Annotated in this window: 30 protein-coding genes; 15 read left to right on the top strand and 15 right to left on the bottom strand. The window is 63.0% G+C overall.

The features are described 5' to 3' along the window. Positions 1–4: 4 nt before the first annotated feature. Genes gspG through gspN form a run of 8 tightly spaced genes read left to right on the top strand, consistent with a single transcriptional unit; the run spans position 5 to position 5,497 of the window. Positions 5–448, top strand: coding sequence for a type II secretion system major pseudopilin GspG (gene gspG, locus GMET_RS16875; protein WP_004512593.1), 444 nt, complete (start codon positions 5–7; stop codon positions 446–448). Next, the gene (locus tag GMET_RS16880) at positions 417–953 is read left to right on the top strand and encodes a pilus assembly FimT family protein (RefSeq protein ID WP_011366184.1); all 537 of its coding nucleotides are present in this window, start codon (positions 417–419) and stop codon (positions 951–953) included. The genes gspG and GMET_RS16880 overlap by 32 nt, the downstream gene beginning before the upstream one ends. Then, the gene (gene gspI, locus GMET_RS16885) at positions 953–1,324 is read left to right on the top strand and encodes a type II secretion system minor pseudopilin GspI (protein ID WP_004512595.1); all 372 of its coding nucleotides are present in this window, start codon (positions 953–955) and stop codon (positions 1,322–1,324) included. Before GMET_RS16880 ends, gspI begins: the two co-directional genes overlap by 1 nt. Before the next feature lies 1 nt (position 1,325). Next, positions 1,326–1,937, top strand: coding sequence for a GspJ family type II secretion system protein (locus tag GMET_RS16890; protein ID WP_004512596.1), 612 nt, complete (start codon positions 1,326–1,328; stop codon positions 1,935–1,937). Next, on the top strand, positions 1,934–2,833 hold the full coding sequence (gene gspK, locus GMET_RS16895; RefSeq protein ID WP_004512597.1) for a type II secretion system minor pseudopilin GspK: 900 nt from the start codon (positions 1,934–1,936) through the stop codon (positions 2,831–2,833). The genes GMET_RS16890 and gspK overlap by 4 nt, the downstream gene beginning before the upstream one ends. Continuing rightward, positions 2,833–4,116 carry a type II secretion system protein GspL gene (gspL, locus tag GMET_RS16900; protein ID WP_004512598.1) on the top strand — a complete coding sequence of 428 codons (1,284 nt, stop codon included), beginning with the start codon at positions 2,833–2,835 and terminating at the stop codon, positions 4,114–4,116. The genes gspK and gspL overlap by 1 nt, the downstream gene beginning before the upstream one ends. Then, entirely contained in the window at positions 4,113–4,658 is a 546-nt protein-coding gene (locus GMET_RS16905; protein WP_004512599.1) for a hypothetical protein, read from the top strand. The genes gspL and GMET_RS16905 overlap by 4 nt, the downstream gene beginning before the upstream one ends. After that, the gene (gspN, locus tag GMET_RS16910) at positions 4,655–5,497 is read left to right on the top strand and encodes a type II secretion system protein GspN (protein WP_004512600.1); all 843 of its coding nucleotides are present in this window, start codon (positions 4,655–4,657) and stop codon (positions 5,495–5,497) included. Before GMET_RS16905 ends, gspN begins: the two co-directional genes overlap by 4 nt. A 27-nt stretch (positions 5,498–5,524) precedes the next feature. Here gspN and GMET_RS16915 read toward each other — a convergent pair whose 3' ends face one another. Both GMET_RS16915 and GMET_RS16920 read right to left on the bottom strand, forming a co-directional pair. Next, positions 5,525–5,938: a DUF309 domain-containing protein gene (locus GMET_RS16915; protein WP_004512601.1), complete on the bottom strand. Its 414-nt coding sequence runs from the start codon at positions 5,936–5,938 to the stop codon at positions 5,525–5,527. 96 nt (positions 5,939–6,034) lie between these two features. Then, positions 6,035–6,694, bottom strand: a complete 660-nt coding sequence (locus tag GMET_RS16920) for a hypothetical protein (RefSeq protein ID WP_004512602.1) — start codon at positions 6,692–6,694, stop codon at positions 6,035–6,037. A 239-nt stretch (positions 6,695–6,933) separates the two neighbouring features. Between GMET_RS16920 and GMET_RS16925 the strand changes: the two genes are divergently transcribed. Together GMET_RS16925 and GMET_RS16930 are read left to right on the top strand one after the other, a co-directional pair. Continuing rightward, positions 6,934–7,950, top strand: coding sequence for an ADP-ribosylglycohydrolase family protein (locus GMET_RS16925; protein WP_004512603.1), 1,017 nt, complete (start codon positions 6,934–6,936; stop codon positions 7,948–7,950). Between the two features lie 126 nt (positions 7,951–8,076). Beyond that, complete coding sequence (locus GMET_RS16930; protein WP_004512604.1) at positions 8,077–8,820, top strand: lipoprotein insertase outer membrane protein LolB; 744 nt, start codon at positions 8,077–8,079, stop codon at positions 8,818–8,820. 79 nt (positions 8,821–8,899) lie between these two features. Here GMET_RS16930 and GMET_RS16935 read toward each other — a convergent pair whose 3' ends face one another. The 7 genes from GMET_RS16935 to GMET_RS16965 form a co-directional block, all read right to left on the bottom strand. Further along, entirely contained in the window at positions 8,900–9,352 is a 453-nt protein-coding gene (locus tag GMET_RS16935; protein WP_004512605.1) for a septal ring lytic transglycosylase RlpA family protein, read from the bottom strand. A gap of 106 nt (positions 9,353–9,458) precedes the next feature. Next, on the bottom strand, positions 9,459–10,304 hold the full coding sequence (locus GMET_RS16940; protein ID WP_004512606.1) for a 1,4-dihydroxy-6-naphthoate synthase: 846 nt from the start codon (positions 10,302–10,304) through the stop codon (positions 9,459–9,461). After that, positions 10,294–11,025, bottom strand: coding sequence for a futalosine hydrolase (gene mqnB, locus GMET_RS16945; RefSeq protein WP_004512607.1), 732 nt, complete (start codon positions 11,023–11,025; stop codon positions 10,294–10,296). Before mqnB ends, GMET_RS16940 begins: the two co-directional genes overlap by 11 nt. A gap of 16 nt (positions 11,026–11,041) precedes the next feature. After that, positions 11,042–12,454 carry an ATP-binding protein gene (locus GMET_RS16950; RefSeq protein WP_004512608.1) on the bottom strand — a complete coding sequence of 471 codons (1,413 nt, stop codon included), beginning with the start codon at positions 12,452–12,454 and terminating at the stop codon, positions 11,042–11,044. Positions 12,455–12,458: 4 nt separating this feature from the next. Continuing rightward, positions 12,459–13,133 (bottom strand): response regulator, encoded by a 675-nt coding sequence (locus GMET_RS16955; protein WP_004512609.1) that lies wholly within the window; start codon positions 13,131–13,133, stop codon positions 12,459–12,461. 49 nt (positions 13,134–13,182) lie between these two features. Then, positions 13,183–13,992 carry a pyruvate, water dikinase regulatory protein gene (locus GMET_RS16960; RefSeq protein ID WP_004512610.1) on the bottom strand — a complete coding sequence of 270 codons (810 nt, stop codon included), beginning with the start codon at positions 13,990–13,992 and terminating at the stop codon, positions 13,183–13,185. 78 nt (positions 13,993–14,070) lie between these two features. After that, complete coding sequence (locus GMET_RS16965; protein ID WP_004512611.1) at positions 14,071–15,234, bottom strand: M20 family metallopeptidase; 1,164 nt, start codon at positions 15,232–15,234, stop codon at positions 14,071–14,073. A 142-nt stretch (positions 15,235–15,376) separates the two neighbouring features. On the opposite strand from GMET_RS16965, the gene prmA reads away from it, so the two are divergent. Genes prmA through GMET_RS16980 form a run of 3 tightly spaced genes read left to right on the top strand, consistent with a single transcriptional unit; the run spans position 15,377 to position 17,885 of the window. Beyond that, complete coding sequence (gene prmA / locus GMET_RS16970) at positions 15,377–16,276, top strand: 50S ribosomal protein L11 methyltransferase (protein WP_004512612.1); 900 nt, start codon at positions 15,377–15,379, stop codon at positions 16,274–16,276. Further along, a complete protein-coding gene (locus tag GMET_RS16975) occupies positions 16,273–17,064 on the top strand; it encodes a 16S rRNA (uracil(1498)-N(3))-methyltransferase (protein ID WP_004512613.1) in 792 nt (263 codons plus the stop codon). The genes prmA and GMET_RS16975 overlap by 4 nt, the downstream gene beginning before the upstream one ends. A gap of 44 nt (positions 17,065–17,108) precedes the next feature. Further along, complete coding sequence (locus GMET_RS16980; protein ID WP_004512614.1) at positions 17,109–17,885, top strand: hypothetical protein; 777 nt, start codon at positions 17,109–17,111, stop codon at positions 17,883–17,885. Positions 17,886–18,124: 239 nt separating this feature from the next. On the opposite strand, the gene GMET_RS16985 is transcribed toward GMET_RS16980, so the two are convergent. Genes GMET_RS16985 through GMET_RS17010 form a run of 6 tightly spaced genes read right to left on the bottom strand, consistent with a single transcriptional unit; the run spans position 18,125 to position 23,539 of the window. Next, complete coding sequence (locus GMET_RS16985; protein ID WP_004512615.1) at positions 18,125–19,273, bottom strand: ribonuclease D; 1,149 nt, start codon at positions 19,271–19,273, stop codon at positions 18,125–18,127. Between the two features lie 42 nt (positions 19,274–19,315). Beyond that, positions 19,316–20,377: a cyclic dehypoxanthinyl futalosine synthase gene (mqnC, locus tag GMET_RS16990; protein ID WP_004512616.1), complete on the bottom strand. Its 1,062-nt coding sequence runs from the start codon at positions 20,375–20,377 to the stop codon at positions 19,316–19,318. Positions 20,378–20,379: 2 nt separating this feature from the next. Next, the gene (gene mqnE / locus GMET_RS16995) at positions 20,380–21,462 is read right to left on the bottom strand and encodes an aminofutalosine synthase MqnE (protein ID WP_004512617.1); all 1,083 of its coding nucleotides are present in this window, start codon (positions 21,460–21,462) and stop codon (positions 20,380–20,382) included. A gap of 43 nt (positions 21,463–21,505) precedes the next feature. Beyond that, entirely contained in the window at positions 21,506–22,126 is a 621-nt protein-coding gene (locus GMET_RS17000; protein ID WP_004512618.1) for a flavin prenyltransferase UbiX, read from the bottom strand. Then, the gene (locus tag GMET_RS17005) at positions 22,123–23,019 is read right to left on the bottom strand and encodes a 4-hydroxybenzoate octaprenyltransferase (RefSeq protein ID WP_004512619.1); all 897 of its coding nucleotides are present in this window, start codon (positions 23,017–23,019) and stop codon (positions 22,123–22,125) included. The genes GMET_RS17000 and GMET_RS17005 overlap by 4 nt, the downstream gene beginning before the upstream one ends. Next, entirely contained in the window at positions 23,009–23,539 is a 531-nt protein-coding gene (locus GMET_RS17010; protein ID WP_004512620.1) for a hypothetical protein, read from the bottom strand. The genes GMET_RS17005 and GMET_RS17010 overlap by 11 nt, the downstream gene beginning before the upstream one ends. Positions 23,540–23,778: 239 nt before the next feature. On the opposite strand from GMET_RS17010, the gene gabD reads away from it, so the two are divergent. Then, positions 23,779–25,233, top strand: a complete 1,455-nt coding sequence (gabD, locus tag GMET_RS17015; protein ID WP_004512621.1) for an NADP-dependent succinate-semialdehyde dehydrogenase — start codon at positions 23,779–23,781, stop codon at positions 25,231–25,233. A gap of 147 nt (positions 25,234–25,380) precedes the next feature. Then, the gene (locus tag GMET_RS17020; RefSeq protein ID WP_011365668.1) at positions 25,381–26,604 is read left to right on the top strand and encodes an ISL3-like element ISGme5 family transposase; all 1,224 of its coding nucleotides are present in this window, start codon (positions 25,381–25,383) and stop codon (positions 26,602–26,604) included. Positions 26,605–26,614: the final 10 nt, after the last annotated feature.

The raw sequence follows: 26,614 nt of genomic DNA on the forward strand, positions 1-26,614 counted from the left end.
CCCAATGAACCGGAAACCCATGAACAACCGCGGCTTCACCCTCATCGAAATCATGGTGGTCATCGCCATCCTGGCGCTCCTGGCGGCCCTCGTGGCGCCGAAGATCATCGGCCGCTCCGACGACGCCAAGATCGCCGACGCCAAGGTGCAGATCAAGAACATGGAGACGGCCCTCAAGCTCTACAAGCTGGACAACGGCGTCTTCCCCTCCACGGAGCAGGGACTGGCGGCCCTGGTGGCGAAGCCCGCGGTGGGGCAAATCCCCAAGAACTACAAGGCCGAAGGGTATCTGGAAAGCAAGAAGGTTCCCAAGGATCCCTGGGGGAACGATTTCGCCTATCTCTCCCCGGGGGAGCACGGCGACTACGACCTCTACTCCCTCGGCGCCGACGGCGTGAAGGGGGGCGAAGGAAAGAATGCCGACATCGAGAGCTGGAACCTCCAGTAACCGGCGCCCCTCATGCCGGGGCTTCACCCTCATGGAGCTCCTGGTGGTGATCGCCCTCCTCGGGCTGATGGCGGCAATCGCCCTCCCCCGGCTCACCGTCAGCCATGCCCTGGAGCTTAACCGCTCGGCCCGGCAGTTGGCGGCCACGATCCGCTATGTGCAGGACCGGGCCATTACGGGGAAGACCCCCCACCGGATCCGCCTTGAGCCCGGCACCGGCACGGTCCGGGTCACTCGCCTCCTCTCCGATGGCACGGAAGGATCGACGGGGGAAAGCTTCCTCGATCGGCCGCTTCCGGCCGAAGGGGTCACCGTGGCCGACGTGACGACTCCCCGTGGGGGGAAGGTGACGACCGGCGAGGTAGTGCTCCGGTTCGACATGGCCGGTCTCGGCGACTTCACAGCAATCCACCTGAGGGGAGAGGACGATGCCGCCATGACGGTCATGGCCTACCCCTCCGGGAAGGTGACGGTTTCCGAGGGATACGTGGAGGAACCCCAGTAATGCGGCGACCCACCCTGTTGTGCGGCGATGCGGGAGGATTCACCCTCCTGGAGGTCATGGTCGCCCTTGCCATCATGGCCGGCGTCGTCTTCACCGTGATCGGTGCGGTGAACTATCACCTCTCCATCGTGGAGCGGGACCGCCGGGAAACCGTGGCCGTCCTCCTGGCGCGGCAGAAGCTGTCCGACCTGGAAGAGGAAAAGGACATCCCGGAAAAAAAGGAAGGGACTTTCGCCCCCACGCGCCCGGAATACAGCTGGGAGATGACTGCGACACCCACGGAGGTGGAAAGCCTGCGCCGGATGACCCTTGTCGTGTCGTGGGACAACAAGAAGCGGAGCGTTGCCCTTGTCCGGTACCTGGCCCCCTAGAATGACTCGAACCGAACGCGGAAACGGCGGTTTCACCCTCCTGGAAGTGCTGGTGGCGATGCTCCTCCTCGTCATCATAGCCGGCGCCCTCTACTCCAGCTACTTCACCGTGCTGCGGGCCAGGGAGCGGGCGGAGGAAGGGGGGGAGCAGCGCCGGGAACTGCGGGGAACCCTCGACCTCCTCCGGCGGGAGCTCGACGGGGCCTTCTACCGGACCAGCGATAAACGCCTCCGCTTCGTGGTAAACGACCGGGACATCTTCGGCAAGCCTGCCTCCACCCTGGAGCTGGTGACTGTGGCTCCGCCATCGGCGGAGGAGCGCCCCGCCTCGGACCTCGTTCTGGTGAAATACGAGGTAAAGGAAAAGGAGAAGCGACTCAGCCTCAACCGGGAGGCCACTGACCTCTTCGGGAGCATGAAGCCGATCCCCTATCCCCAGATGGACGAGATCGAGGGGTTCCTCGTGGAGTGCTACGACAGCGGCAAGTGGGTGCGGACCTGGAACACGGAGCTTTCCCCCAAGCTCCCGGAGCGGGTGCGGATCATCCTCACCGTCAGGGACGGGGAGAATACCGCCGACTACTCCGTCACGGCCAAGCCGAGGCTGCGATGAGAACACTCCGCCAAGAACAGGGATTCGCCCTCGTCCTGACCCTGGTGGTGACCGCCCTGCTGGTGGCGGTGGCCGTCGAATTCATCCACGGAGTCTACGTGGATACGTCCCTGCAGCGCAACTTCGTGAACCTCCAGCAGGCAAGCCTCATGGCCGATAGTGGAGTAAAGGGAGGGATCGCCCTCATTCGAAGCCTGCGGCAGAGTGGGGACAACACGGCCCTGCTCCAGGTCCTGGAAATACCACAGGAACTGGAAGACGAAAAGGGGAAGGTCTCCGTTACCATCGAGGAGGAGAACGGCAAGCTCAACCTGAACGCCGTCTCCGAATTCCACGACCAGGCCAGGCGGCGGCTGCTGCGGCTCCAGGGGTTCCCCGAAGGGATCAGCGACGCCGTGGCAGACTGGGTGGATGCGGATCAGGACCCGCGCCCCGACGGCGCCGAGACACCTTACTACCAGGCGCTGTCCGCCCCGTACCTTCCCCGCAACGGCCCCATGCAAACCTTCGGGGAACTGGGACTCGTCCGGGGCTTCACGCCGGCCATCGTCCAGAAATTGAGCCCCTATGCCACCGTCTACGGCGCTGACTGGGCCATCGACATCAACACCGCCCCGCTTCCGGTCCTCATGGCGCTCCACGACGACATGACCGAAGAGCTGGCCCGGGCCATCATCGAGCGGCGCCGCCAGACCCCCTTTGCCAGCACCGGAGAACTCGCCACGGTGCCGGGGATGGACCGGATCGCCAACTCACCCGGCATGCAGCTGGGTGTGAGGGGTTCCACCTACCGGCTCGTCTCGCGGGCCACGGTGGGCGAGGCGGTCCGGATCGTCGAAGCGGTGGTGGGCCTCGAAGGAATGCAGCCGCAGTATCTCTACTGGAGAGAGTATTGATGATCTACCTGATTCTCGAATGGACCGGCGCCGAGCTGGTTGCAAGCCGGTTCCTGCAGCGCCGGGGCGAGCTCCTTTTCCAGGGCGCCGACAGCCGTCCTGCAGCAACCGAAGCCGAACTGGCCGATGCCCTGCGGGAACTGCCTCCTGCCGGCAACGACTCCCGGATCGCCCTTTCCCTCCCCCTGGCCCGCCTTTTCATGCGGGAGATGGGTCTCCCCATCCGGGACCGGAAGAAACTGCGGGAGGTACTCCCCCTGGAACTCAGGGGAGAAACGGCCCTGGAGACCGACGAACTGGCCTTTGCCGGACTCCCCCTTGCGGGGGGAGCGGTCCTCGCCCTCTGGGGGAGGAAACGGGAGCTTGCCGCCTGCATCTCGGCCACGGCAGCGGCCGGTGTCGAACCGGAGGTTCTCTCCGCGGCTCCTCTCCACTGGGGGGAACTCCTCCCGTCGCAAGATCATGGGACCGTGGCCCTCACCGACGGGTCGGCCCTGGCCCTCTTCCGGGACAGGGAACCTCTCTTTTTCCGGGCCTTGACCGAGGGGGAGGATTGCGCCCGCACCCTGGCGCTCCTGGAAATAAGCAAGGGGATCACCGTGGACCGGACCTGCCGCCTCGGCGCACCTGCCACGGCGGAGGGCACCCCCCTTCCGGTTGAGGGGAGCCTTGCCGCAGCCTTTGGCGGCGACGAGGGAGCGGCCCGCCGCTATGGTTCCGCCTGGGCTCTGGCCACGGCCATGGCCCAGGGGGATGCGGTGGATTTCCGCGCCGGGGATCTGGCCTGGACAAAGGGGAAGGAAAAGGCGCTGCGCCGCCTCCGCCTCCCCCTCGCCCTGGCGGCACTCCTCCTTTTCCTCCTGGGGGCCGACGCCAGCATCCGCTATCTCCTCGTGAAGCGCGATCTGGCATCCCTTGACGCCTCCATTGGCACCATCTATCGCGAGGTCTTCCCCGGACGAAAAAAGGGGGTGGACGAGGCAGCGGAGATGCGGGCCGAACTCCGCAAGCTGGGCTCATCCGGCGGGAAAAGCCAGGTGCTGGAAACCCTGAACCGCCTCGCCATGGCCAAGGGTGATGACATCCTCGGCCTCTACGAGGTGGAGATCGACAGCGGCCAGGTGCGACTCAAGGGTGACGCCCGCTCGACCCAGGCGGTCAACGACTTCAAGAACCGCCTGGCAGCCATGCTCTCTCCCGCTGAGGTGGGCCAGATAACCTCGAAGCCGGACGGCACCGTCACGTTCACCCTCCGGGGCACCATGAAGGAGGGGAGCCAATGACCGTATTCGACCGCATCCGCGACGCCTATGGGGCCATGGACAGCCAGACCCGCCTCCGCTGGGGATATGCCCTCATTGCGCTGCTGGCCCTGGCCGTGGCTTTTTCAGCCATCTACGACCGGATCGCCCTTTTGGAGAAGAAACGGATCCGTCGCGAGGCCGACCTGGTGGAGATGATGGGGCTCAAGAATAACATTCGCGACGTAAGGGCGGTCTCCCAGCGGTTCACCAACCGCCTTGCGGCCACCCGCGGCGACGAGACTCCGGCGAAGATCGTGGAGGAGACCGGTATCAAGGGAAAATCGACCCGAGTCGCCCCCATGAAGGGGGAGGAGCGGGGAGGCTTCCTGGAAGACGCCGCCGAGGTGAAGATCGAAGGGCTCACCGCCAACGAGGCAGTGAACCTCCTCCACCGGCTCGAAAAGGGCACCAGGCCGCTCATCGTGAAAAAGGCCCTCCTCCGGACCCGCTTCGACGACCCCTCCCGCCTTGACCTGACCCTCACCGTGGCGCTCCTGCGGCAGGCCCCGGGGGCCCGATGACCCTCAGCCGTCCCCTCCGCTGGGGTGCCGCCATCGTGGCAGGCATCCTCATGACCGTCGCCTTCACGGTGATCCTCATCCCCTCCCGTGAGCTGGAAGGGATCGTGTCTCGGCTTCTGGCGCGGGAGGGGTACACCTTCCACGCCGACCGCTTCGGCAAGGCTTTCCCCCTGGGGATCTCGGCCAAAGGTGTCACCATTGCCACCGATGAGGGGCCGGTCCTGCGCTTCGATCGGGTCGCGGCGCGGCTCGCCCTCCTCCCCCTCCTGACCGGAAAAGCGGTCGTCACCATGGACGCCACCGTGGGGCCAGGCCGTGTGAGCGGTTCCTACCGTCCTTCCAATGGCGGAAAGGGAACCCTGGAAGCGCGGGATGTCCGGCTGGAGGATATCCCCTTCTTCAAGACTGTTGCCGGCGCCGAGGTGAAGGGGCTCCTGACGGTGGATGCATCCTTCACGGGGGCGGGGCCCCGGACCGCCGGGCAACTCCGCCTGGAGGTCAAGGGGGCTGATATCCGCGGGGTGGCCATCGGCGGCACCCCTCTTCCCGATGCCGCCTACGACACGGTCCGGGGAATGGTCCGCGTGGCTTCGGGTCGGGCCACCCTCGACAGCTTCACCCTCCAGGGGGCGGACCTCTATATCCGCCTCAAAGGAGATAGTCCCCTCGCCACCCCTCTCGGCGCGTCTCCCCTCAACCTGACCCTGGAGTTGATGCCTCAGCCGGCCTTTCTCGACCGCCAGAAGCTGGTCTTCGTTCTCCTCTCCAAGTACCTTGTAACCCCCGGCCACTACCAGCTGCCGGTGCGGGGGGCACTGGCGAAACCACTCCTCCTGTAGCCACCCGATAAGACAGAGAGACGGGGGTTACTCTGTTACCTCCACCGTCTTCAGTCGCGGGATGAGCACCGGGTCCAGTTCCCCCATTTTCTCCTTGCCGAGCCGTTCCAGTGCAGAGATCACTCGGTCAGCTTGGGCGATGAACCCTGCCACATCAACCCACAGGCAGACCTCCGGCACACGGAGCAAATAGCCTCTGCCGCCGGCCAAGAGGCTCAGTGACCCGCCAAGGTTGCCGTTTCGCCAGTGATGAAGCGCGATGGCAATCTGGATGATCCCCTGGTAAAAATTCCGCACGTCTCCCCTTTCCTTGAGCCAGAGGGCTTCTAGAGTCTCATGGCACTCAAACCACTCCTCCCTGTTGAACTGGCGGATGCCCAGCAGCAATTGTCCCGACGGCGAGCCTTCACAGGCACGGCTGGTTTCTGGCATCTTTTCCATGGATATCATTGCCTCATCAGGTCGCACCGAGAGGGGATGACTGCTTCAGGGACAAGCAGCCATCCCCTCTCTTCTATTAACCCGGCCATCTCCCCGTTATCGGATCATTTTCGGGAACTGCTTCGCGAGTCCGCCGGCCAAGGCATCGGCAATGACGTACATGTGGTCTTTCATGTCATCCCAGACCTTGGCTTCTTGTGCGAAGTCCTTCCCGGCCAGAGCGTCAAGCTGCGCCATGTGGTGGCCGCCGTGGGCGTACAGGAGCGTCTTGAGCGTCTCCCTAGGAAGATACGGGTTTGCTCCGCTCAGGAAGGCCGCGATTTCATCGGCATTCTTGACCAGCTTGTCCTTTGCCGCCTCCTTGCCCGCCTTGTCGCCCGCATAGGACGCTGTCATATACGCTTTTACCGCGCCGTAGTGCCCCGCCAGCAGGCCGAACAGCTTGTCGGACGCCGGCTTGCCGTAAAACGGCTCGATGGAGGCTGCAATGGCCTTCGCATTTTCAACGACCTTTCCTTCGGCTATTGCCGCAGCCGTACTGTCCCCATATTTTGTCGTCAATGCGACGTTCCTCACCCAGAACACATGGCCGATCCACAGGTCTCGCAACCCCGCCTGCAAATCAGCCCGCGCCGTCACCGTTGTTGCTCCCTTATCCCTAACGGCATGGGAATGCTCGGCAGCATACGCCGTTGTTCCCATCGGAGCCAAGGCTGTCACAGCCATGGCCAGCAAAATCAATAGTATCTTTTTCATGGCTTACTACCTCCTTTGTGCCCTACCTACCTTTGACATCATTATACTCTTTCTTCTGAAATCGGAACATGCAAAATACTGAATATATCGACATCTTCTCCCCCCCAACTTACCATCATCCCCCACACCGATTAGTCCAGTGGATACCTTGACAACCGTCATGGAGCTGATAACAGATACCGAAGAGGCCATTCGCCGGAGATCGAACGGTGCGTGCCAAACAATGGGGAGGTACGACAATGGAACAACGAGACAGAGAGGGGGCGGCAAAACACCGGGAGACCAAAGGCGTACCGACTGTCGCCGACCGGTTTCGGGGGGCGGTCTGGGGACAGTTCGTGGGGGACGCGGCCTGCCTCGGAAGCCACTGGATCTACGAGCTGGCGGAATTGGAACGACGGTTTCAGGGGGGAGTAGTCGGGTTCGAGACGCCGGCAGACGGCCATTACCACACGGGCAAACACTCCGGCGAACTTACCCACTACGGTGACGGAGCCCTGGTAATGCTGCGGTCTGTGGCTGAAAGGGGACATTTCGATCCCCAGGATTTCGGCCGCCGCTTCGTGGAACTGTTTGGTTCCGATTCGTACCGGGGGTACCTCGACCACGCCACCAGGGATACCCTTACCCACTGGCGGGCATTCACCGAAACGCACCCCGGCGACCCCTATAATTTCCAGGACGGGGCCGATGACGACCAGCCGGCCACCGCCACACGGCTAGTCCCGGTGGTGATCGCCCATTGGCGTGACGCATCACTCCTCCGGGTGGTGGAAACCGCTACGCGCGTCTGCCAGAATAACGACGGGGCAGTGGACTACTTGAAGTGCCACGCTCTGATCCTGCGGGAGCTTTTCAACGGAACCGACCTGCACGAGGCTTTTCACCGGGCCGCGACGGAAATGGAGCGTGGATCCGGCTTCGGCCCGGAGGTGGCTGACGGCATCCGGAAAGCCTGTGCATCACTCACCCTGAGCGTACGGGATGCAACCCTCGCCTTTGGCCAGTCATGTCCCCTCTCTTCCAGTTTCCCGGCAGCGGTGCACTGTGCGTTGCGGCATTCGGTCGATTTCGCCGCCGCCGTTCTCGATACGGCCAATGCCGGAGGTGACAGCGCGGGACGGGCGGCGTTGATCGGGTCATGGCTCGGGGCGTTCCACGGCATTGCAGGGATATCGGCGGCGTGGCGCCACCGCCTTGCCGCCCGTTATGAAATTGAGAGGCACCTCGAAGAACTCGTGCAAAAGGCCCAATGACAGGGCGATCCGCGACGCCGCCGGCGCACGCCATGACATACCGGAATTATTGCGTCGAGAAATCAGTTTACAACTGTAATTTCACTCAGGTAAGCTGGAATCATCTTATCCTTCGAAAGCACGATAATGCCCGTTACCGATTGGACGCCGCACCGGCGACTCCCCGTAGCATACGGATTCTTATTCCTCCTGGCCCTCCTGATCCTCACCACCCTCGGTTGTGCCACGGCACCGAAGCCCCGGGAACCCTTCATCCCCGGCGCCACGGTTGAGACCCTGGCGTCGGGAATCTCCCTTTCAGTCACAAGCCTCGAGGGGAGCACCGGCGGTACCGGTTACCTCCTCTACCGGCGTCCCGACAGCTTCCACGTGGTCATGCTCACCCCCTTCGGCACAACGGCCCTGGAGTTCTTTGCCAGGGACGACCGGGTAACGGTCCTTGTCCCTTCCAAGGGGATAGCCTACGTAGGCTCCTTCGGGGACCTTCCGGCAAAGGGAGGGCTTCAGGGATGGCGGATGATGCGGTGGGTGGTGGAAGGGGATCCTCTCTTCGCCCCCGGCACCACTGGAACCGTCGAACGAACCGATGCGGAGGGGCGCACGACCGTTGCCCGCTACGATGGAGAAGGGCTCCTGCAAGGCAAGACATCGGGAGGGAGTGAGGCGGTCTACCGCGACTACCAGTCAGTGGGGGGGGTGCCGTTTCCCGCGACCATTGAGCTCACTGATCGCCAGGGGGTTCAGGTGAAAATATCCTTCGATGAACCGGAGGTAAACGCTCCGGTGGACGACGGAGCGCTCACCCCGAAGCTGGAGGGTGTGACTATTCTGCCGCTGGCACGCCTGGCAGAGGCGTATAGCTCCCGGTAACCGGGTGAGGGAGATTTAAAACGAGAAAAGGGTCGGCATGGTGCCGACCCTTTTCTACTGTTCGCCCAAATGTTGTTTTTCAGGATACTGCTTCGTCGAGGGTGATAATCCGAACTACCGTTGTTCCCCTGCCGAGGAAGCCGAGTTTCCTGGCCGCGGCCCGGGAAAGGTCAATGAAATGCGACACTTTCTTCCGGCAGCGATCGGTTATGGTGACCGTCACCTCCCGGTTGTTGGCCACGTTAACTACCTTGACCTTGGTTCCGAGAGGGAGGGTGGGGTGCGCGGCGGTCAGCTCCTGCGGATTGTACCGCTTCCCCGATGTCATTCTTCTTCCGTTATACCGCTTTGCATAGTATGAGGCGGTCCCTATGACCCCCTCATCCGCTTTCGTGGTCGCTGATGCGACCCCCTCCGTTGTTGCCTTTGCTGCAATTTCATCTGCTTGCAAGGACAGTGTCTGGATCTGGAAGAACGCCTGGCAAAGAATAATCAGGGTGGCCAGACGCCCCTTCCGGTAAACAGATACCAATAGGCACCTCCTTCTGGGCGAGGCGCTTTAATAGCACAGACGGGGAAGTCAGGTCAAGAAAAAAGAGTGCCATCCAGAGGCAATATGCAGATATTTCAATAAGTTATCAGACTTCGAAAAGAGGTGCCGTGGAACGGGGAATGACCCCTGAAGCCTCAGCCCTTTGGAGGAGCGTGGCCACGGCCCCCTCCCCTTCGGGACCGAGCTGGAGGGAAAAATCATTCACATAGAGATCGATGTGGGCAGCGCAGACCTCATCGCTCATCTCCTGGGAGTGGGCCCGGATGTAACCGGCAGCAGCGCCGGGATTGGTCCGGGCATGGACCACGCTCGCCCGAAGCGCCCTGTCGATGGCGGCAACGGCCTCCCGGCCGAGGGAGCGGCGGGCCACGATCCCTCCCAGGGGTATGGGGCAGCCGGTTTCCCCCTCCCACCACTCTCCCAGGTCGAGGAGCTTCGAGAGACCGTACTCCGGAAAGGTGAAGCGGGATTCGTGGATGATGACCCCGGCGGCCACCTCGCCCCTGGCCACGGCCCCCATGATCTCGTGGAACGGGAGATAGACGAGGTTATCGAGGGATGGGTCGAAGAGACGCAGCAGGAGCACGGCGGTGGTGTAGCGCCCGGGGACGGCGACGGGCTTGCCGCGCAGCTCTGCCATGGACGCTGCCCCCCGTGTCACGACCAGGGGTCCGCACCCCCGCCCCAGAGCCCCCCCTGACCGCAGGAGTACGTACTCGTCCCGGAGAAATCCGAGGGCATGGTAGGAGACCTTGCTCACATCCAGGGCCCCTTCCAGGGCGAGGCGGTTCAGTGTCTCCACGTCCTCGAGCCGCTCCCGGAAGGTGAGCCCCCCCGTGTCGACCAGGCCGTGGACCAGGGCGTGAAAGATGTAGGTGTCGTTGGGGCAGGGTGAAAAACCGAGGGTAAGGGGAACGGTGTCAGTCGTCATTGCAGGTTTCCAGGAATTTGAGTATGAAGCGTTGGGCCCTCTCCACCGCCAGGGGAATGTTCCAGCCGGAGAGATCCCGGTCTTCCACCATGTTGCTGATGCCACGGAGCTCCAGGCAGTCGATCCCGTACCTGAGCGCCAGGTGGGCCGCCACGGCTCCTTCCATGTTCTCGCAGATGGCGTTGAAGCGGCGGGCCAGCGCGTTCCCCCGGGCGGTGGTGCCACTACAGGTGGATACGGTGACAAACCTTCCGCGCCGCACCGGCACCCCCAGCGCGGCGCCAAGCTGCACGGCCCGCTCCGCCGGCAAAAGAGCCAGGGGGAACTCGTTGAAAAAACGGCGTCCTCCCCGTTCCAGCTGCGGAATGCCGATGATCTCAAGGGATTCCCAACCGGACGGCGTCAGGATCCCCTCGTCGCCATAGACCTCAGTCGAGGCCACGGCCAGGTCTCCCACCGCCAGGCCGCCCCCCCCGTAGGCTCCGGCACAGCCGGTATCGATGAGGAGCCGTGGAGTGTACCGCTCCAGAAGCGCGGTGAGCGCCGATGCGGTATTCGCCTTGCCGATCCCCGTCACGGCCAGAAGCACCGTGGTGCCGCCGACCTTCCCCCGGTAGGTATCGCTAAAACCTTTTTTTCTCCTGACCTCCCGGGCACCGATGCTCCGGACGAGGAGGGAAAGCTCCAGACTGGTTGCCGCGGCAATGATAATGGAATCCATGGGGGAGTGCGCTCCGTCAGACCGTACCCTGAAGGGGGAGATACACCGTAAAGACGCTCCCCTTCCCCACCTCACTCACCACGTCGATCTTTCCGCCATGGGCCTCCGTGATAGTGCGAACCAGAGAGAGACCGAGACCACAGCCACCGTCGGCCCGGTTACGGGCCTTGTCGACCCGGTAGAATCGCTCGAAGATGTGGGGGAGGTCATCGGCCGGGATGCCGACGCCGCTGTCGATGACGGTCACCCGGGCAAATCCGCCGCTGGCGTCGAGGACCACCGACACCTCTCCGCCGGCAGGGGTATAGGTGACGGCGTTGTCGAGGAGGTTCATGAATACCTGACGCAGCCGGAGCCAGTCCCCCGTGACAGTGACCGGCGTCACGGCCGAGAAGGCAATCTTGAGTCCCTTTTCCGGGTCAATGAGGCGGGACTGCTGGACCAGCTCTCCCAGGAGGTCCTCCAGTTCAATGGGGACACGCTCCAGCTTGAGCCCTCCCTCTTCGGCACGGGATAGCTCCAGGAGCGCCTCGATGATCTTCGACATCCGGTTGATCTCTTCCAGGTTGCTCCGGAAAAGCTCCCGGAACTCCTCCGGCTCCCGAGCCCAGCGCAGCCCCACCTCGGTCTCTCCCCGGAGGATGGTGAGGGGGGTCCGAAGCTCGTGGGAGACGTCGCCGGTGAACTGCTTCACCCGCCGGAAGGCGTCCTCAAGGCGCTCAAGGGTGTCGTTGAAGGTTATCGCGAGACGCCCGATTTCGTCTTGGGGATTGACCACTTCAAGCCGCAGCCCCAGGTTTTCGGCCGTGATCTTCTGGGCGCTGCGGGTGATGAAATCGACCGGTTTCAGCGCCCGTCCCGCCAGGAACCATCCCCCGACGCTCCAGAGGATAAGCGCCAAGGGAATGGAAACGGCAAAGACGACGAGAACCTTGTCGAGGGTTTCGGCAGCGGCCCGCATGGAGGTGCCGACCTGGACGATCTGCAGTAGCCTGCCGTTATCCATGATCGGATAGGTAATGGTGCGGACCGGATAGAGATCGAGGCTGACCTTGGTTTCGTAGGTCACCTTACCGGCCCACGCCCGGCGGGAAGCTCCCTTGCCAAGGGGAGTCCGGAGCCCCTCGGCCCCCTTGGACGACGCAGTGATCCGCCCACCCCCGTCGAGGACCTGGACGAACTTACCGGTCAGACGGGTGCCGATGAAGTCCTCCAGAACCTGATCGAAGACCGACGGGCCCGCACGCCGGAAGGGCTCCAGCGTCGGGCTCGCCACGGCCTCGGCAACGGTCAGAAGTTCCCGGTCGATCTCCTTGGTGAGCTGGTTCTGAAGGATAAGGTAGATGAACGAGCTGAACAGAACGAGGATGACCGCCAGGGTGACCGCATACCAGAGGGTAAGGGAAAAGCGGATCGACCGGAAGAACAACGGGTCACTCCTCTTCCTTCAGGATGTAGCCCACGCCCCGTACCGTGTGGATCAGCTTCTTGTCGGCCTCGCGGTCGATCTTCTTCCGCAGGTAGTTCACATACACATCGATGATGTTGGTGAAACTGTCGAAGGTGTAGTCCCAGACGTGCTCGGCGATCATGGTCCGAGTCAGGACCTGGTTCGGGTTCCGCATGAAGTATTCCAGCAGCGAGTACTCCTTGGCGGTCAGGTCGATCTCCTTGTCCTTGCGCCACACCTTGTGGGTGACCGGATCGAGCCGCAGATCGGCGAAGCGGATCTCGGCGCCCCGGTCCTGCTCGCTGCGCCGCACCAGGGCCCGTACCCGGGCCAGGAGCTCGGCAAAGGCGAAGGGTTTCGTCAGGTAGTCGTCGGAACCGGAATCGAGCCCCGCCACGATGTCCTCCACGGAATCCTTGGCGGTCAGCATGAGAACCGGCGTTGCGTTTTTCCTCTCCCGCAGTTCCCGCACCACGCTCAGTCCGTCCTTCTTGGGGAGCATGACATCGAGGATAATCAGATCAAACCCTTTCTCCAGGGCCATCTTGAGACCATCCTCGCCGTTGAAGGCGGCCTCAACCTCGTACCGCTCCTCCTCAAGACCGCGCTTTATGAAGCTCGAAACCTTCTTTTCGTCCTCTACCACGAGAATCTTCATTGTCTGCACCTCCCTTTCTCTGTTTTCCGATGCTGCGGACTCATGGTTTCTAGCTGCAGAGTTTCTGTATGATTTCCGCCGCCGACTCTTCCACCGATCGTTTCGTCACGTCGATGACGAGCCACTGGGGGTTGCGCCGGTAGAGTTGGCGGCAGTAGTTGAGCTCGTCCTCGATCTTTTCGTAGTCGGCGTAGCTTCCCCTGGACATCTGCCCCAGGTTCTTGAGACGCACCGACCGTATCTCCAGAAGCCGGTGGGGATCGATGAGGAGCCCCACAATCTTGTTCTGATCCACCTTGAAGAGTTCAGCAGGAGGATCGATCCCCTTCACCAGGGGGACGTTGGCCACCTTGTACCCTTTGTGGGCCAGGTACATGGAGAGGGGGGTCTTGGAGGAACGCGACACCCCCACCAGCACAAAATCGGCCTTGCTGAGCCCACGGGGGTCCTGGCCGTCGTCGTGCTTCACCGTAAAGTCAACGGCCTCGATCCGCTTGTGATATTCGGTGTTGAGCTCGTACAGGAGTCCCGGCTCATTCTGGGGAGCAACGCCGAAGAAATCCGACAGCTTGAAGAGGAGCGAGCTGATGAGATCCAGGGCGTCGAGGCCGTGGGCCTCGGCCTCGTCCCGAAGCAGTTGCGCCAGCTCCGCGTCAACAAGGGTATAGATCACTATCCCCGGCTCCTTGAGCACGTCCTCCAGAGCGGAAAGGATATCTTCCCTCGTCCGGATCTTGCTCATCCGGTGGATGCGGGCCTCCACGTCGCGGAACTGAGAGAGGGCGGCGCGCAACACCCGCTCCACGGTTTCCCCCGTGGCGTCGGAAAAGAGGTAGATATGCCGCATTGATCCGTTCATGGCCGTCCTATTCGAGTCGCCAGCATTTTCATTAAATACTATATACCATGTATTCTCACCATGGCAATGGCAGAATTCTCATGAGCGAAATTCCCGCCAGATTTCCTCACGGATATCCGGCCGAGCGGCCAGCTCCGCCGCGGTCAGCGCCAGGGCCGTGGCCCCCTCCGCCACGGCGGCCTTTCCCTTTCCGGAGACCGTGGCTCGGGCGAATGCCTCGCTGTGGATATTGATGCCGTCGCCAATGGGGACATGGGGGTGGATGGTCGGCACGATCTGGGAGACGTTGCCGATGTCCGACGACCCCTTGTTCTTATCGGGCTGATTCTCCGATTCCTGAAGGTCCAAATACGCCAGCTGGGCCGAGTAGAGGTCGGAGAAGATCCGGTTCACCTTGAGGGGGGCCATGATCCGGGGATCCGCGTCCACCTGGAGCCGGCACCCGGTGGCCAGGGCGGCCCCTTCGGCGCATGCGAGAACCCGTGCCTTCGCCCGCTCCAGCTCCGCCAGGTCGTCGGCCCGGACATAGAAATGGGCCGAGGCCCGCTCCGGAATGATGTTGGGGGCAACTCCCCCCTCGGTGATGATCCCGTGGACCCGCACGTCCTGGCGGAGTTGCTGGCGCAGGGCGCTGATCCCGTTGAAGGTCTGGATGACACCATCGAGGGCGTTGATCCCCTCTTCCGGGTAGGCGGCGGCATGGGCCGGCTTGCCGAAAAAGGTGAAGCGAACCCGGGCGAGCCCCAGGTAGTGCTTGATCACGTACCGCCGCGAAGATGGATGCACCATCAGGGCGAACTCGACCCCGTCAAAGGCGCCGTTGGCGATCATATCCACCTTCCCGATTCCCATCTCCTCGGCGGGGGTGCCGAGGACGACGATCCGGGCCGCATCCGGAGGAAGAATGGAGCGCAGTGCCGTGGCAGCCCCGACGGCCGCGGCGGCGATCACGTTGTGGCCGCAGGCATGACCCATAACCGGGAGGGCGTCCATCTCGGCCATGAAGGCAATGACCGGCCCACCCTCACCCGTCTCGGCCCGGAACGCCGTGGGAAGCCCGGCAATACCCCGCTCCACCCGGAACCCCTCCCGTTCCAGGAAATCGGCCAGGAGGGCCGAACTCCGCACCTCGTTCAGGCCGGTCTCGGGATGGAGATAAAGATCCTCCGCAATAGCAGCAAATTCGCTCTTCCGCCCCTCGACGAAGGCGACGATCTCCCCCTTGATTCGATCCAGATCCATCACGGCCACCCCGAATTTATTTTAATGAAATTCAACCCCAGAGACGGGTATTTGTCAAGGTTTTTATTGTCAAAGCCCTTTAGTTTTGCTACGTTGGCCCACCTTGACTGAATCAATCCAAACGCAACTCCGAGGAGCATCCATGGACAAAACCTGGGCCGAAGTCACCTGCGAGATCCCCGCGGCAATGATCGACCTTCTGGCCGACTTCCTCGTGGAACTCTCCGGCAACGGAGTGAGCATCGACAATCTGGAGTTGGACACCTTCTCCCTCGACACCATGGACGAGGCGCCGGTGAAGACCGTGCGGGCCTACTTCACTCCCGACGACGAACTGGAAGAAAAACTGGCCGCCCTGAACCGGTTCATCCAGGAGCACGCGCCCGCCTACGGCGACGCCGCTCCAGCCCCGCCCACCGTCACCACCCTCAGGGAGGAGGACTGGGCCACGGGGTGGCGCCAGCACTTCGCACCGACCCGCATCGGCCGAAAACTCGTGATCAAGCCCACCTGGGAGCCGTTCTCGCCGGAGCCCGGCGACTTAGTCATCGAACTGGACCCGGGGATGGCCTTCGGCACCGGCACCCATCCCACCACCCGCCTCTGCCTGGAGGCCCTGGAAAAGCTCGGCACCGCCGGCGATGTCCTCGACGTGGGGACCGGCTCGGGAATCCTGGCCATGGCCGCCGTCAAGCTGGGGGCGCAACGCGTCGTGGGGACCGACATCGACCCCGACGCCGTGGCAGTGGCCCGGGAAAACTGCGCCATGAACGGGGTCACCGCCGAACTGGTCACCACTCCCCTGGCGGATATCCCGGGGCAATTCTCCGTGGTCCTCGCCAACATCCTTGCCGAGGACCTGGTGAGGATGGCGGCCGACCTGACGGCAAAGGTCGCCCCCGGCGGCTTCCTGATCCTGTCCGGAATTCTCGTGGAGCGCGAGTCCTACGTCATTGACGGCTTTGTCTCCACCGGCCTTACCCTTGCCGAAACCACCCGCGAGGGGGAGTGGAGCTGCCTCCTCTATCAGGCCGGACAATGAGCGTCCGCCGCTTCATGGCCCCCGGCGCCGACCTCGCCGGAGAGTCGGTGCGGATCGAGGGGGACCTTTTCCGTCACATGGTGAAGGTCCTGCGCCTGAAAATTGACACCCGCGTCAGGCTGGCTGATGGCCACGGCGTCGAATGCGCGGGAATCATTCAGGAGATCGGCCGCGACCATCTCACCGTAGCCGTGGAGGAGCGCCATGCTGTGGCCCCCGTCGGCGGGTCACTGCGAATCACCCTTATCCAGGGGCTCCCCAAGGGGGAGAAGATGGAACTCATCTTGCAAAAAGGGACTGAACTCGGGGTAAACGAGGTGGTCCCCTTCCAGGCGGACCGGTCGGTTTCCCGCATCCCGGCCGACCGGCAGGATGAACGGCTGCGGCGCTGGCAGCGGATAGCCGCCGAAGCGGCCCGCCAGGCGGGACGTCTCGACATCCCGACGGTGCAGCTGGCCCAGGGGATGGATGAAGCTGTCCGGGATACGGACCACGACCTGAAGCTCCTCCTCTGGGAAGAGGAGCGGGCAACGACCCTGCAGGGGGCCATTAACGTCCGGCCCCGGCCCGCAAGCATCGCCGTCATCGTCGGGCCCGAGGGAGGGCTCACGAGGGAGGAGGCGGAAACGGCCCGTCGGACGGGCTTCATCCCCGTGACCCTCGGCAGGCGCATCCTCCGAACCGAAACCGCGGGAATCGCCCTTTTGGCAATTCTGCAGTATCTCTACGGCGACCTGGGAGAAGGAGAAAATCCCGAAGAAGGCCCCGGATCGTCACTCACGTCATAGCGGCCAGCCACCAGCTGTGTTGTGCCGCACAAGGAGCAGCAACCATGAAGTGTCCCAAGTGCGGATACAACAGTTTCGAATTTCTCGACACCTGCAAGAAGTGCAAGACCGATCTGAGCGGCTTCAAGCAGACCCACGGCATCCACTCCCCGATGACTTCCCTCGCTGCCGCTGCAGCAGCACCGGCCGTTGCGGCGGCGACGGTCGCAGCAGCCGTAGCCGCTCCCCCGGCAGCCGCCGATGAGAACTTCACCTGGGACGAACCGGCCGCCACGGCAACTCCTGTTCCCCCTTCAATCAAGCAGGGAGACGACATCTTCCCCTCCATGGACCTGGACTTCGCCACTCCGCCGCCGGCGGCACCGGCGTCGCCCCCGCCCGTCTCCTTCGACCTGGAACCCACCAGCGCAGCTGCTCCGCCGGTTCCTCCAACCGCGCAAGAGGCAGACCTCCCCGATTTCTCCTTCGATGAACCGGCTGCCGACGCCTCGGCGACCCCACCGTCCCTTTTCGGTTCTGCGCCGGCTGATGACGACGGGTTTGCGTCCCTCCTGGAGACCGGCGACAGCAGCGAAGAGACCGCGGCGGCAGCGATCCCGGATGCCACCCCTGAACTGGAGTCCGCCTGGGAGACCCCTGCCAACGTATTTGGCGGCTTCGGCGAGGGGGGAAACGAGGCTCCCCCCGCTCCCCAGGAAGCCGGCGGGCTCGACCTGGAAAGCTTCAACCCATCCCCTCCGACCAAGGGCCCTCAGGTGGAGCTGGATGGATTCTCCCCCGCCGAGTTCGACTCCCTCTTCGGAGAGCCGGACAAACCGTAACAGCGGCGTCACGACACACATAAAAAAACGGCACGGCGGAGCAGGAATTATCCTCTCCGCCGTGCCGTTTTCTTTTTCTGCAGCCCACTGCTCTTAACAGGCTGTTGAAAAACGTCGTGAGGAGGCCGGGATGCTAGGCGCAAGCAAGCGAAAAAGCGAGGCGTACCCGTTGGTACGTTGAGCTTTTGAGCGAGCGGAAACAACGCAGACCGGCCCCGCAATAGTTTTTCAACAGCCTGCTAGCGCCTGGCCTGGAGGGCCGCCACCATCTCGGCCCCGAACTCCCGCCGCTGCCACGGACGAAGACCGGCGATCCCCTCCAGTTCCACCTCCGACCGGGGAAAGACCAGGGCAATCTGCTCCAAAAGGGCGTTATTGGCCAGGAAGCCGGGCTCCACGGCGAACCGCCGGGCCTTATCCTCACGCCACCCTTTGAGGGCCTTGATGCGCCGCTCCTCGTCCCCCCCCACCTTCCGCCGCTCCTCCCGGGGAAAGAAGGGAAGCTCCTGCTCCGGCACCGCCAGCCCCTTCTCCACGGCCCGCACTATCCCCTCGCCGCACCGCTCCACGACCCGTTCCGTGATGCCCGTAATGCCGGTCAACTCGGCAAGGGATCGGGGCTTCTTCTCGGCCAGTTCCCGGACCGTTTCCGTGCCCAGCACTTTGAAGGGAGGGACGTCCATCTGTTGCGCCCGCCGATCCCGGAAGCAGAGGATTTCTTCCAGCACCGCCAGGGACCGGGAAGCCATCCGCGAGGCTCCCTTGAAGCGGAGGAACATCGGCTCGCCGTCGGAGCGCTGGGCTACCCGCACCCGCGCCAGGAGGGCACACTCCTCCTCCACCCAGCCGATACGCCCCTTCTCCCGGAGTTCCGCCTCCAGCCGCCCGCAGAGTTCGATGAGGAGCGTCGTATCCTTCGCCGCATACTCGATCATCCCCGCCGTCAAGGGGCGCCGGCTCCAGTCGGCCCGCTGGTACTGCTTGTCCAGCTCCACTCCGAAACGCTTCCGGAGCACCGCCGCCAGGCCGAACTCCCGCTCCCCCAGAAACTGGCACGCGATCATGGTGTCGAAGAGGTTATTCACCTCGATGCCGAAGTCCCGGTGCAGGGACCGGATGTCGTAATCGGCCCCATGGAATACCTTGCGGATGGAGGGGTTGGCAAAGACCGGCGCCAAGGGGGCCAGGTCGGCAACCGCCAGGGGGTCGACGATGGCGGCAAGCCCCGGCACCGTGAACTGGATCAGGCAGACCTTCTCCTGGTAGTGGTGCATGGAGTCGGCCTCCAGGTCGCAGGCCACATAGGGCTCCCGGGAGAGGCGGTCGGCAAGGCGGCGGACCCCGTCGGGGGTGGTTATGATCTCGGGTGAAACGGGTTGAACGGGCAAGGAAATCTCCAGTCGTAAGAATTGTCGGGAGGGGAAAATACTCTAAAATTCCCGAATTATTTTATAAAGCGTCGTTCTCTGGGCAGGCCTGAAGCCGGCTTCGCGGATCAGTTCCACCATCTCATCGAGGCTCATGCGGAAGGTGCAGCCGGCTGCGGCCACCACATTCTCCTCCAGCATGGTCCCCCCCAGGTCGTTGGCGCCGAAGAAGAGGGCCACCTGGGCCATCTGGCCCCCCTGGGTCACCCAGCTGGCCTGGATATTCGGCACGTTATGGAGGACGATCCGGGAAAGGGCCAGGACCTTCAGGTACTCGACCCCGGTGGCGCTCCCACCCCCCAGCTCGGTGTTCCCGGGCTGGTAGGTCCAGGGGATGAAGGCGGTGAAGGAGCCCCCGGCGGCCTGAAGCTCCCGGACCCGGAAGAGGTGCTCCGCGATATCCTCGGGTTTCTCGGTGCTGCCGAACATCATGGTGGCCGTGGTGGCCATCCCCTGCCGGGCCGCCTCCCCCATCACCGCGGCCCACCCCTCCCAGCCGATCTTCTTGGGGGAGATCTCCTTGCGAACCCGGTCCACGAGGATCTCGGCCCCGCCGCCGGGGATGGAGTCGAGCCCCGCCTCCCGCAGTCGCCTGACCGTCTCCGGAATGGTGAGCTTCGAGACCGTGGCGATCTGGGTAATCTCCGCCGGAGAGAGGGAGTGGTTCTGGACCTGGGGGAAACGCTCCTTTATCTCCCGAAAGAGCCGCTCAAACCACTCGATCCCCAGATGGGGGTGGAGCCCCCCCTGCATGAGGAGTTGGGTCCCGCCGTGCTCCACCAGCTCGGCGATCTTGGCGTAGATGGCCTCCTCGGCCAGGAGGTAGGCGTCGGGGGCACCCTCCTCCCGGTAGAAGGCGCAGAATTTACACCTGGACTCGCAGACGTTGGTGTAGTTCACGTTGCGGTCCACCACGAAGGTGACCACCTCTTCCGGGTGGAGGCGCCGGCGGATGCCGTCGGCCAGGCGCCCCAGGGTGAGGAGGTCGGCCCTGGTCAGGAGATGTAAGGCCTCGGCCCGGTCGACGGCCTCCCCTTGCTCGATTTTTTCGATCACGGTATCCATGGTCAGTACACCCTCAGCTCGTTATAGAGCGTATCCCGCTCCACCGGCACCCGCCCTGCCGTGCGGATCAGCGTGACGATCTCGTCGCGCCCCATGGTCTGGGGGGTGGCGGCGCCGGCGTCGTGACCGATCTTCTCCTCCACCACGGTGCCGTCCAGGTCGTTCACCCCGAAGGAGAGGGCCACCTGGGCCGTCTTCAGCCCGAGCATCACCCAGTAGGCCTTGATGTTGGCGAAGTTGTCCAGGTAGATGCGGCCGACCGCCAAGGTTTTCAGGGCGTCGACCCCGCCGGGGCCGGGGCGCTTCAGGTGCCCCAGGGGGTTGTTCTCCATCTGGAAGGCCAGGGGGATGAAGACCTGGAACCCTCCGGTCCGGTCCTGGAGCTCCCGCAGCCGGCGCATGTGATCGACCCGGTCGGCGTAGCTCTCGATGTGACCGAAGAGCATGGTGGCGTTGGACTTCAAGCCCGCCCGGTGGACCTCCTCCATGACCGCCAGCCACCGCTCGCCGCTGATCTTCTCGGGGCAGAGCCGGCTGCGCACGTCAGGGGCGAAGATCTCGGCCCCGCCGCCGGGCAGCGACCCGAGCCCGGCCCCCTTCAGCTCCGCCAGGGTCTCGGCCACGGAGAGGCCTGCCAGTTTCGAGAGGTACTCGATCTCCACGGCGGTGAAGGCCTTCAGATGGAGCTCGGGGGAGACCGATTTCACGGTCCGGAGCATCTCCAGGTAGAAGTCGAAGGGGAGGTCCGGGTGGAGGCCGCCCACGATGTGGATCTCCGTGGCCCCCTGGGCGTGGGCCTCCAAGGCGCGGTTGCGGATCTCCTCCAGGTCGTAGAGGTAGGCCCCCGGCTGGTCGGCGGTGCGGTAGAAAGCGCAGAAGGAGCAGCGGTTCACACAGATGTTGGTGTGGTTGATGTGGCGGTTCACGTTGAAGAAAACCCGGTCGCCGTTGCGGCGCCGGTTCGCGGTTGCGGCCAGCTCACCCACGGCGATGAGATCCCGGCACTCGAAGAGGAAGAGGGCCTCCTCGTCGGTGATTCGCTCGCCGGCGTGAACCTTCTCGGATATTGAAGAAAGAGATGTCATGGTGCCTCGCTCTATGAAAAAATCAGTTGCTGGTCACCGGTCCCTAATCCCCGGTCCCGGCCTTTACTCCCCAACGGGTGAAGAGCTCATGGTGAACGCCGAGGGTGTCGAGCACCTTACCCACCACGAAATCCACCAGGTCGTCCAGGGTTCTGGGCCGATGGTAGAAGGCGGGCATGGCCGGCACAACACGCACCCCGAGCCGGGCCAGCTTCAGCATATTCTCCAGGTGAATGGCTGACAGGGGAGTCTCCCGGGGGACGATCACCAGGGGACGCCCCTCCTTGACCATGACATCGGCGCACCGCTCAAGGAGCGTTGAGGAAAGGCCGGTAGCGATGCGGGCCAGGGTCCCCATGCTGCACGGGGCCACCACCATGGCGTCGGGGGCCGCCGAGCCGCTGGCCGGGGGAGCGAAGAGGTTATCGGCGCCATAAAAGGAGAGCTGTTCCGGCGAAGCGCCGAAGAGCTCCCGCAGTCGGGCCACCGCGTCCTCCTCCCCAGCCGAAAGGTCCAGATTGGTCTCCTCCCGCACCACGCCGATGCCGGCGCCGCTGGCGGTGACCACCACCCGCTTTCCCGCCTTGAGGAGCTCCTCGCAGAGTCGCAGCCCGTAGACGGAGCCGGAGGCCCCGGTGATCCCCACGAGAACCGTACCGCTCATGCCCCCCCCTTTCGCGCCAGGACATCCACGAAGGTGGCCACGAAGAGGGTAATGCTGATGTAGCCGTTCATGGCGAAAAAGGCGGCGTCCAGACGGGAGAGGTCCCCACCCCGGAGGAGCCAGTGCTCGTAGAGGAGCATGGTGACGCAGAGCCCGAGCCCCGCCAGGTACCAGACGCCGAGTCCGGCGCTGACGTACAGCCCCGCCAGGAGCGCCGCCATGGCCACGTGGAAGAGGCGGGCAGTCCAGAGGGACCCGTTCACCCCGAGCCGGGACGGAATCGAGTGGAGCCCTGCCCCCTTGTCGAACTCCAGGTCCTGGAGGGCGTAGAGGATGTCGAAGCCGGCCACCCAGAAGAGGACCGCAAGCCCCAGGAGCACCGCAGGGAGCTCCACCGTCCCCCGGATGGCGATCCAGGCCCCCAGGGGGGCAGCGGCCAGACAGATGCCGAGAACCACGTGGGCCAGTGCCGTGAAGCGTTTGCAGTAGGAGTAGAGGACCAGGAAAAAGAGGGCCACTGGCGACAGGTAGAGGCAGAGGGGGTTCAGCCGGTAAGCCGCGTAGAGCATGAGGAGGATCGAAATAACGATGAAGGCGACGGCGGTTCCCTTGCCGATGAGTCCCGCCGGGATGGCGCGGCCGGCGGTGCGGGGGTTGCGGGCATCAATCTCCGCGTCGATGACCCGATTCATCCCCATTGCGGCCGTCCGGGCCCCCACCATTGCCATGAGGATCCAGAACACCTGGTACGCCGTCGGCACTCCCCGGGCGGCCAGCACCGCTCCCGTAAAGGCGAAGGGGAGGGCAAAGACCGTGTGGGAGAACTTGATCATCTCCAGAAACACCTTAATCTTCCCGAACATCCCCATGGCCATCCTTTCCTCACTTACCATTTGCTCCCCCTTCCCCGAGGGTACTCTCCAGATATCTCCTCATGCGGCCCATCTCGACGTTTACCGTGGAAAGGTCGAACATGCTGGGGTAGTGGTCGTAGGGATAGCGTTTCATGAAGGAGAGCACCTTCCCCCCCTCCTCATAGACATAGCGGGAGCGGATCTCAAGGTCCCTCGATTCCAGCTCCACCGCGGCGCCCTCCTCGCCACCGTCCACGGCGACCCGGAGCCGGTGGTAGTAAAGGCGCCCTCCCTCCGGAAGGGTCACACCACCGGCACGGGTCGAAATGTGGCGCAATTCCGTCAGGAGGAGATGATTCTTCGGATCCTCCTCGGCAATCACGTAGCCGTCCTTCATAAGGAGGTTCTTCACCAGGGCAAAGACCTCGTCCGCCGGCCGTACCGTCACAATCCGCGACTTCTGCAGAGGCTCGGCCGCCAGTCTGAAGTAGTAACACCCGGGCGTCACCAGAAAGCAGAGCAGCAGGATCCATCCCCACAACCAACGTCTCGCCGTCAAAACCCGTACTCCCTCCACCGTTCTTCGATCATTCGCCCGGCAGCCTCCCGAACCGTTCGACAAAACCTTAGTTTTGTAGCATTTCCGGTCGGATGGTGACAATCATTTTCTCCGGAGCCGTTTCACGAAGAAGTTTTTTGGCAACAAAGTAAGGAACCTTCATAATGGAACTTCCATTGTGCGATTTTCCGTTTACACTACAACTGGATTTGCAAAAAACGACGAAGGAGAGCAGCGAAATGATGATCCTCAAGAATAGTTCCCTCCTGAAGCAACAATGCTATCTTGATGGGCACTGGTGCTGCGCCGATGGCGGCGCAACCATTGATGTAACCAATCCGGCCACCGGCGAGATACTGGGCGTTGTCCCCAAAATGGGTACCCAGGAAACACGGCGCGCCATAGAGGCCGCCAACGGGGCGCTGGACGGCTGGAAAGCGAGGACCGCGAAGGAGCGGAGCGCGATCCTCCGCCGGTGGTTCGAGCTGATCATGGAGAACCTGGAGGATCTGGCCGTCATCATGACCGCCGAACAGGGGAAGCCCCTGGCGGAATCCAGGGGTGAGATCGCCTATGCCGCCTCGTTCATCGAGTGGTTTGCCGAGGAAGGAAAACGGATCTACGGCGACACCATCCCCTCCTATGCCCGGGACAAGCGGATCGTGGTAATCAAGGAGCCCATCGGCGTCTGCGCCGCCATAACCCCCTGGAATTTCCCCGCTGCCATGATCACCCGCAAGGCCGGCCCGGCCCTGGCCGCCGGCTGCACCATGGTGGTCAAACCCGCCACCGCCACCCCGTTTTCGGCCCTGGCCCTGGCCCTCATCGGCGAGCAGGCCGGCATTCCGGCGGGGGTCTTCAGCGTCATCACCGGCTCGTCCAAGGAGATCGGCGACGAGATGACCGGCAACCCCATTGTCCGCAAGCTGACTTTCACCGGCTCCACCGAGGTCGGCAAACAGCTGACGGCCCAGTGCGCCGGCACCATGAAAAAGGTCTCCATGGAGCTGGGGGGGAATGCCCCCTTCATCGTCTTTGACGACGCCGATCTCGATGCCGCCGTGGAGGGGGCCATCGCCTCCAAATACCGCAATACCGGCCAGACCTGTGTCTGCACGAACCGCATCCTCGTCCAGGAATCGGTCTACGAAGCCTTTTCCGCGAAGCTGGTCGCCGCCGTCTCAAAAATGACCGTGGGCGACGGCCTCAAGGGAGAGGTGCAGCAGGGGCCCCTCATCGACATGACTGCCCTGGAGAAGGTGGAGGAGCACATTGCCGACGCCGTTGCCAAGGGGGCCCGCGTCGTCCTCGGGGGGAAGCGCCATGCCCTGGGGGGGACCTTCTTCGAGCCCACCATCATCACCGATGTGACCCCCGGGATGCTGGTCGCCCGGGAAGAGACCTTCGGCCCCCTGGCCCCCCTGTTCAAATTCAGCACCGACGAGGAAGCGATCCGGATGGCCAACGATACCGAATTCGGCCTGGCATCCTATTTCTACAGCCGGGACATCCGGCGGGTATGGAAAGTGTCCGAAGCCCTGGAATATGGCATGGTCGGCATCAATACCGGCCTGATCTCCTCCGAAGTGGCGCCCTTTGGTGGCGTGAAGGAGTCGGGGGTGGGCCGGGAGGGGTCAAAGTACGGCATCGAGGAGTTTGTGGAGGTGAAATACCTCTGCATGGGGGGAATCTGATTTCTTCAAGGGAGTGCGGAGTTTTCACCTTCGCTGAGCAAAAAGAAAGGTTCTTCAGGGAATTCCGGGGAAGATTAATAAACAACAACGGCAGCACTGCGGTATCTTGATGGTTCCCCAACCAAAAAAGATCGCAGGAGGCTGCCGTTGTCGTATTCCGATGTTATCGCAATTGCGGGAGGGTGGGAAGGATATCGTGTTGCTGGGACACGCACTATCGTCACAGGTGATGCCAAACGGATCGAGGTAGAACTGATTGCCCTGTCCCAGGATGAGATGGTGTGTGGCTCGTGCGGCGGGCGTTGCACAAGCGTCCATGAAACGACCAAGCGCGTAATTCGAGATTTGCCGATTCTCGATGCTCAGACTTATCTGATCGTTCACCGCCGCAGGCTGCTGTGCCCTCAGTGTGGGCCAACGCTGGAGCGTCTGTCATGGCTGGCGAAATACGCCCGCGTGACGCGCAGGCTTGCAGAGAGCGTAGCGCGACTGTGTGGTGTCGTGTCTGTGAAGCACGTGGCGCAGTATCTGGGGCTTTCTTGGGACCAGGTGAAGGAAATCGACAAGCGCTCACTCACAGAGCGGGTCGGCACCGTCGACCTCTCAAACATCGAAGTTCTCGGGATGGATGAGTTCGCCCTTCACAAGGGGCACCGCTATGCGACGGTTATCATCGAGCCATACCGTAAGGAAGTCTTATGGATCGGCAAAGGCAGGAGTCGCGAGAGTATCCGTCCTTTCTTCACGCAGCTTGGCCCACATGGCTGTAAACGGCTCAAAGCGGTCGTGATGGATATGAACGCATCATATGAGGAGGAAATCAAGCAGCACTCGCCCCAGGCAGACATAGTCTACGACCTGTTCCATGTGGTGGCGAAGTATGGCAGGGAAGTGATCGACAGGGTGCGAGTCGATGAGGCAAACCGCCTGAAGGAAGACAAGAAGGCACGGAAGGTAGTCAAAACATCGCGGTGGTTGCTGCTACGAAACAGCGAGAACGTCAAGGGCGACGACATGCTTCGCCTCCAGGAACTGTTGGAGGCAAACCGCAGCCTCCTTACGGTCTACCTGCTCAAAGACGATCTGAAGCAACTGTGGAAGTTTACCTGCATTGAAGAGGCGGGACTATTCTGGGAGCAGTGGCACCAAAGGGCGATGGAGAGTGGAATACCGCCACTCATCCTGTTTGCCCGCCGGCTAAAGGGCTATCTCCAAGGAATCCTCAACCACTGCCTCTGGCCCCTTCACACCGGAATCCTCGAAGGCATCAATAACAAGATCAAGGTGATCAAAAGAATGGCCTACGGCTTCCGGGATCACGAATACTTCTTTCTCAAGATCAGAGCCGCTTTCCCCGGAATTCCCGGATGAACCAAAAGAA

It is taken from the genome of Geobacter metallireducens GS-15 (genome assembly GCF_000012925.1).
In the GTDB taxonomy this organism is placed as follows: domain Bacteria; phylum Desulfobacterota; class Desulfuromonadia; order Geobacterales; family Geobacteraceae; genus Geobacter; species Geobacter metallireducens.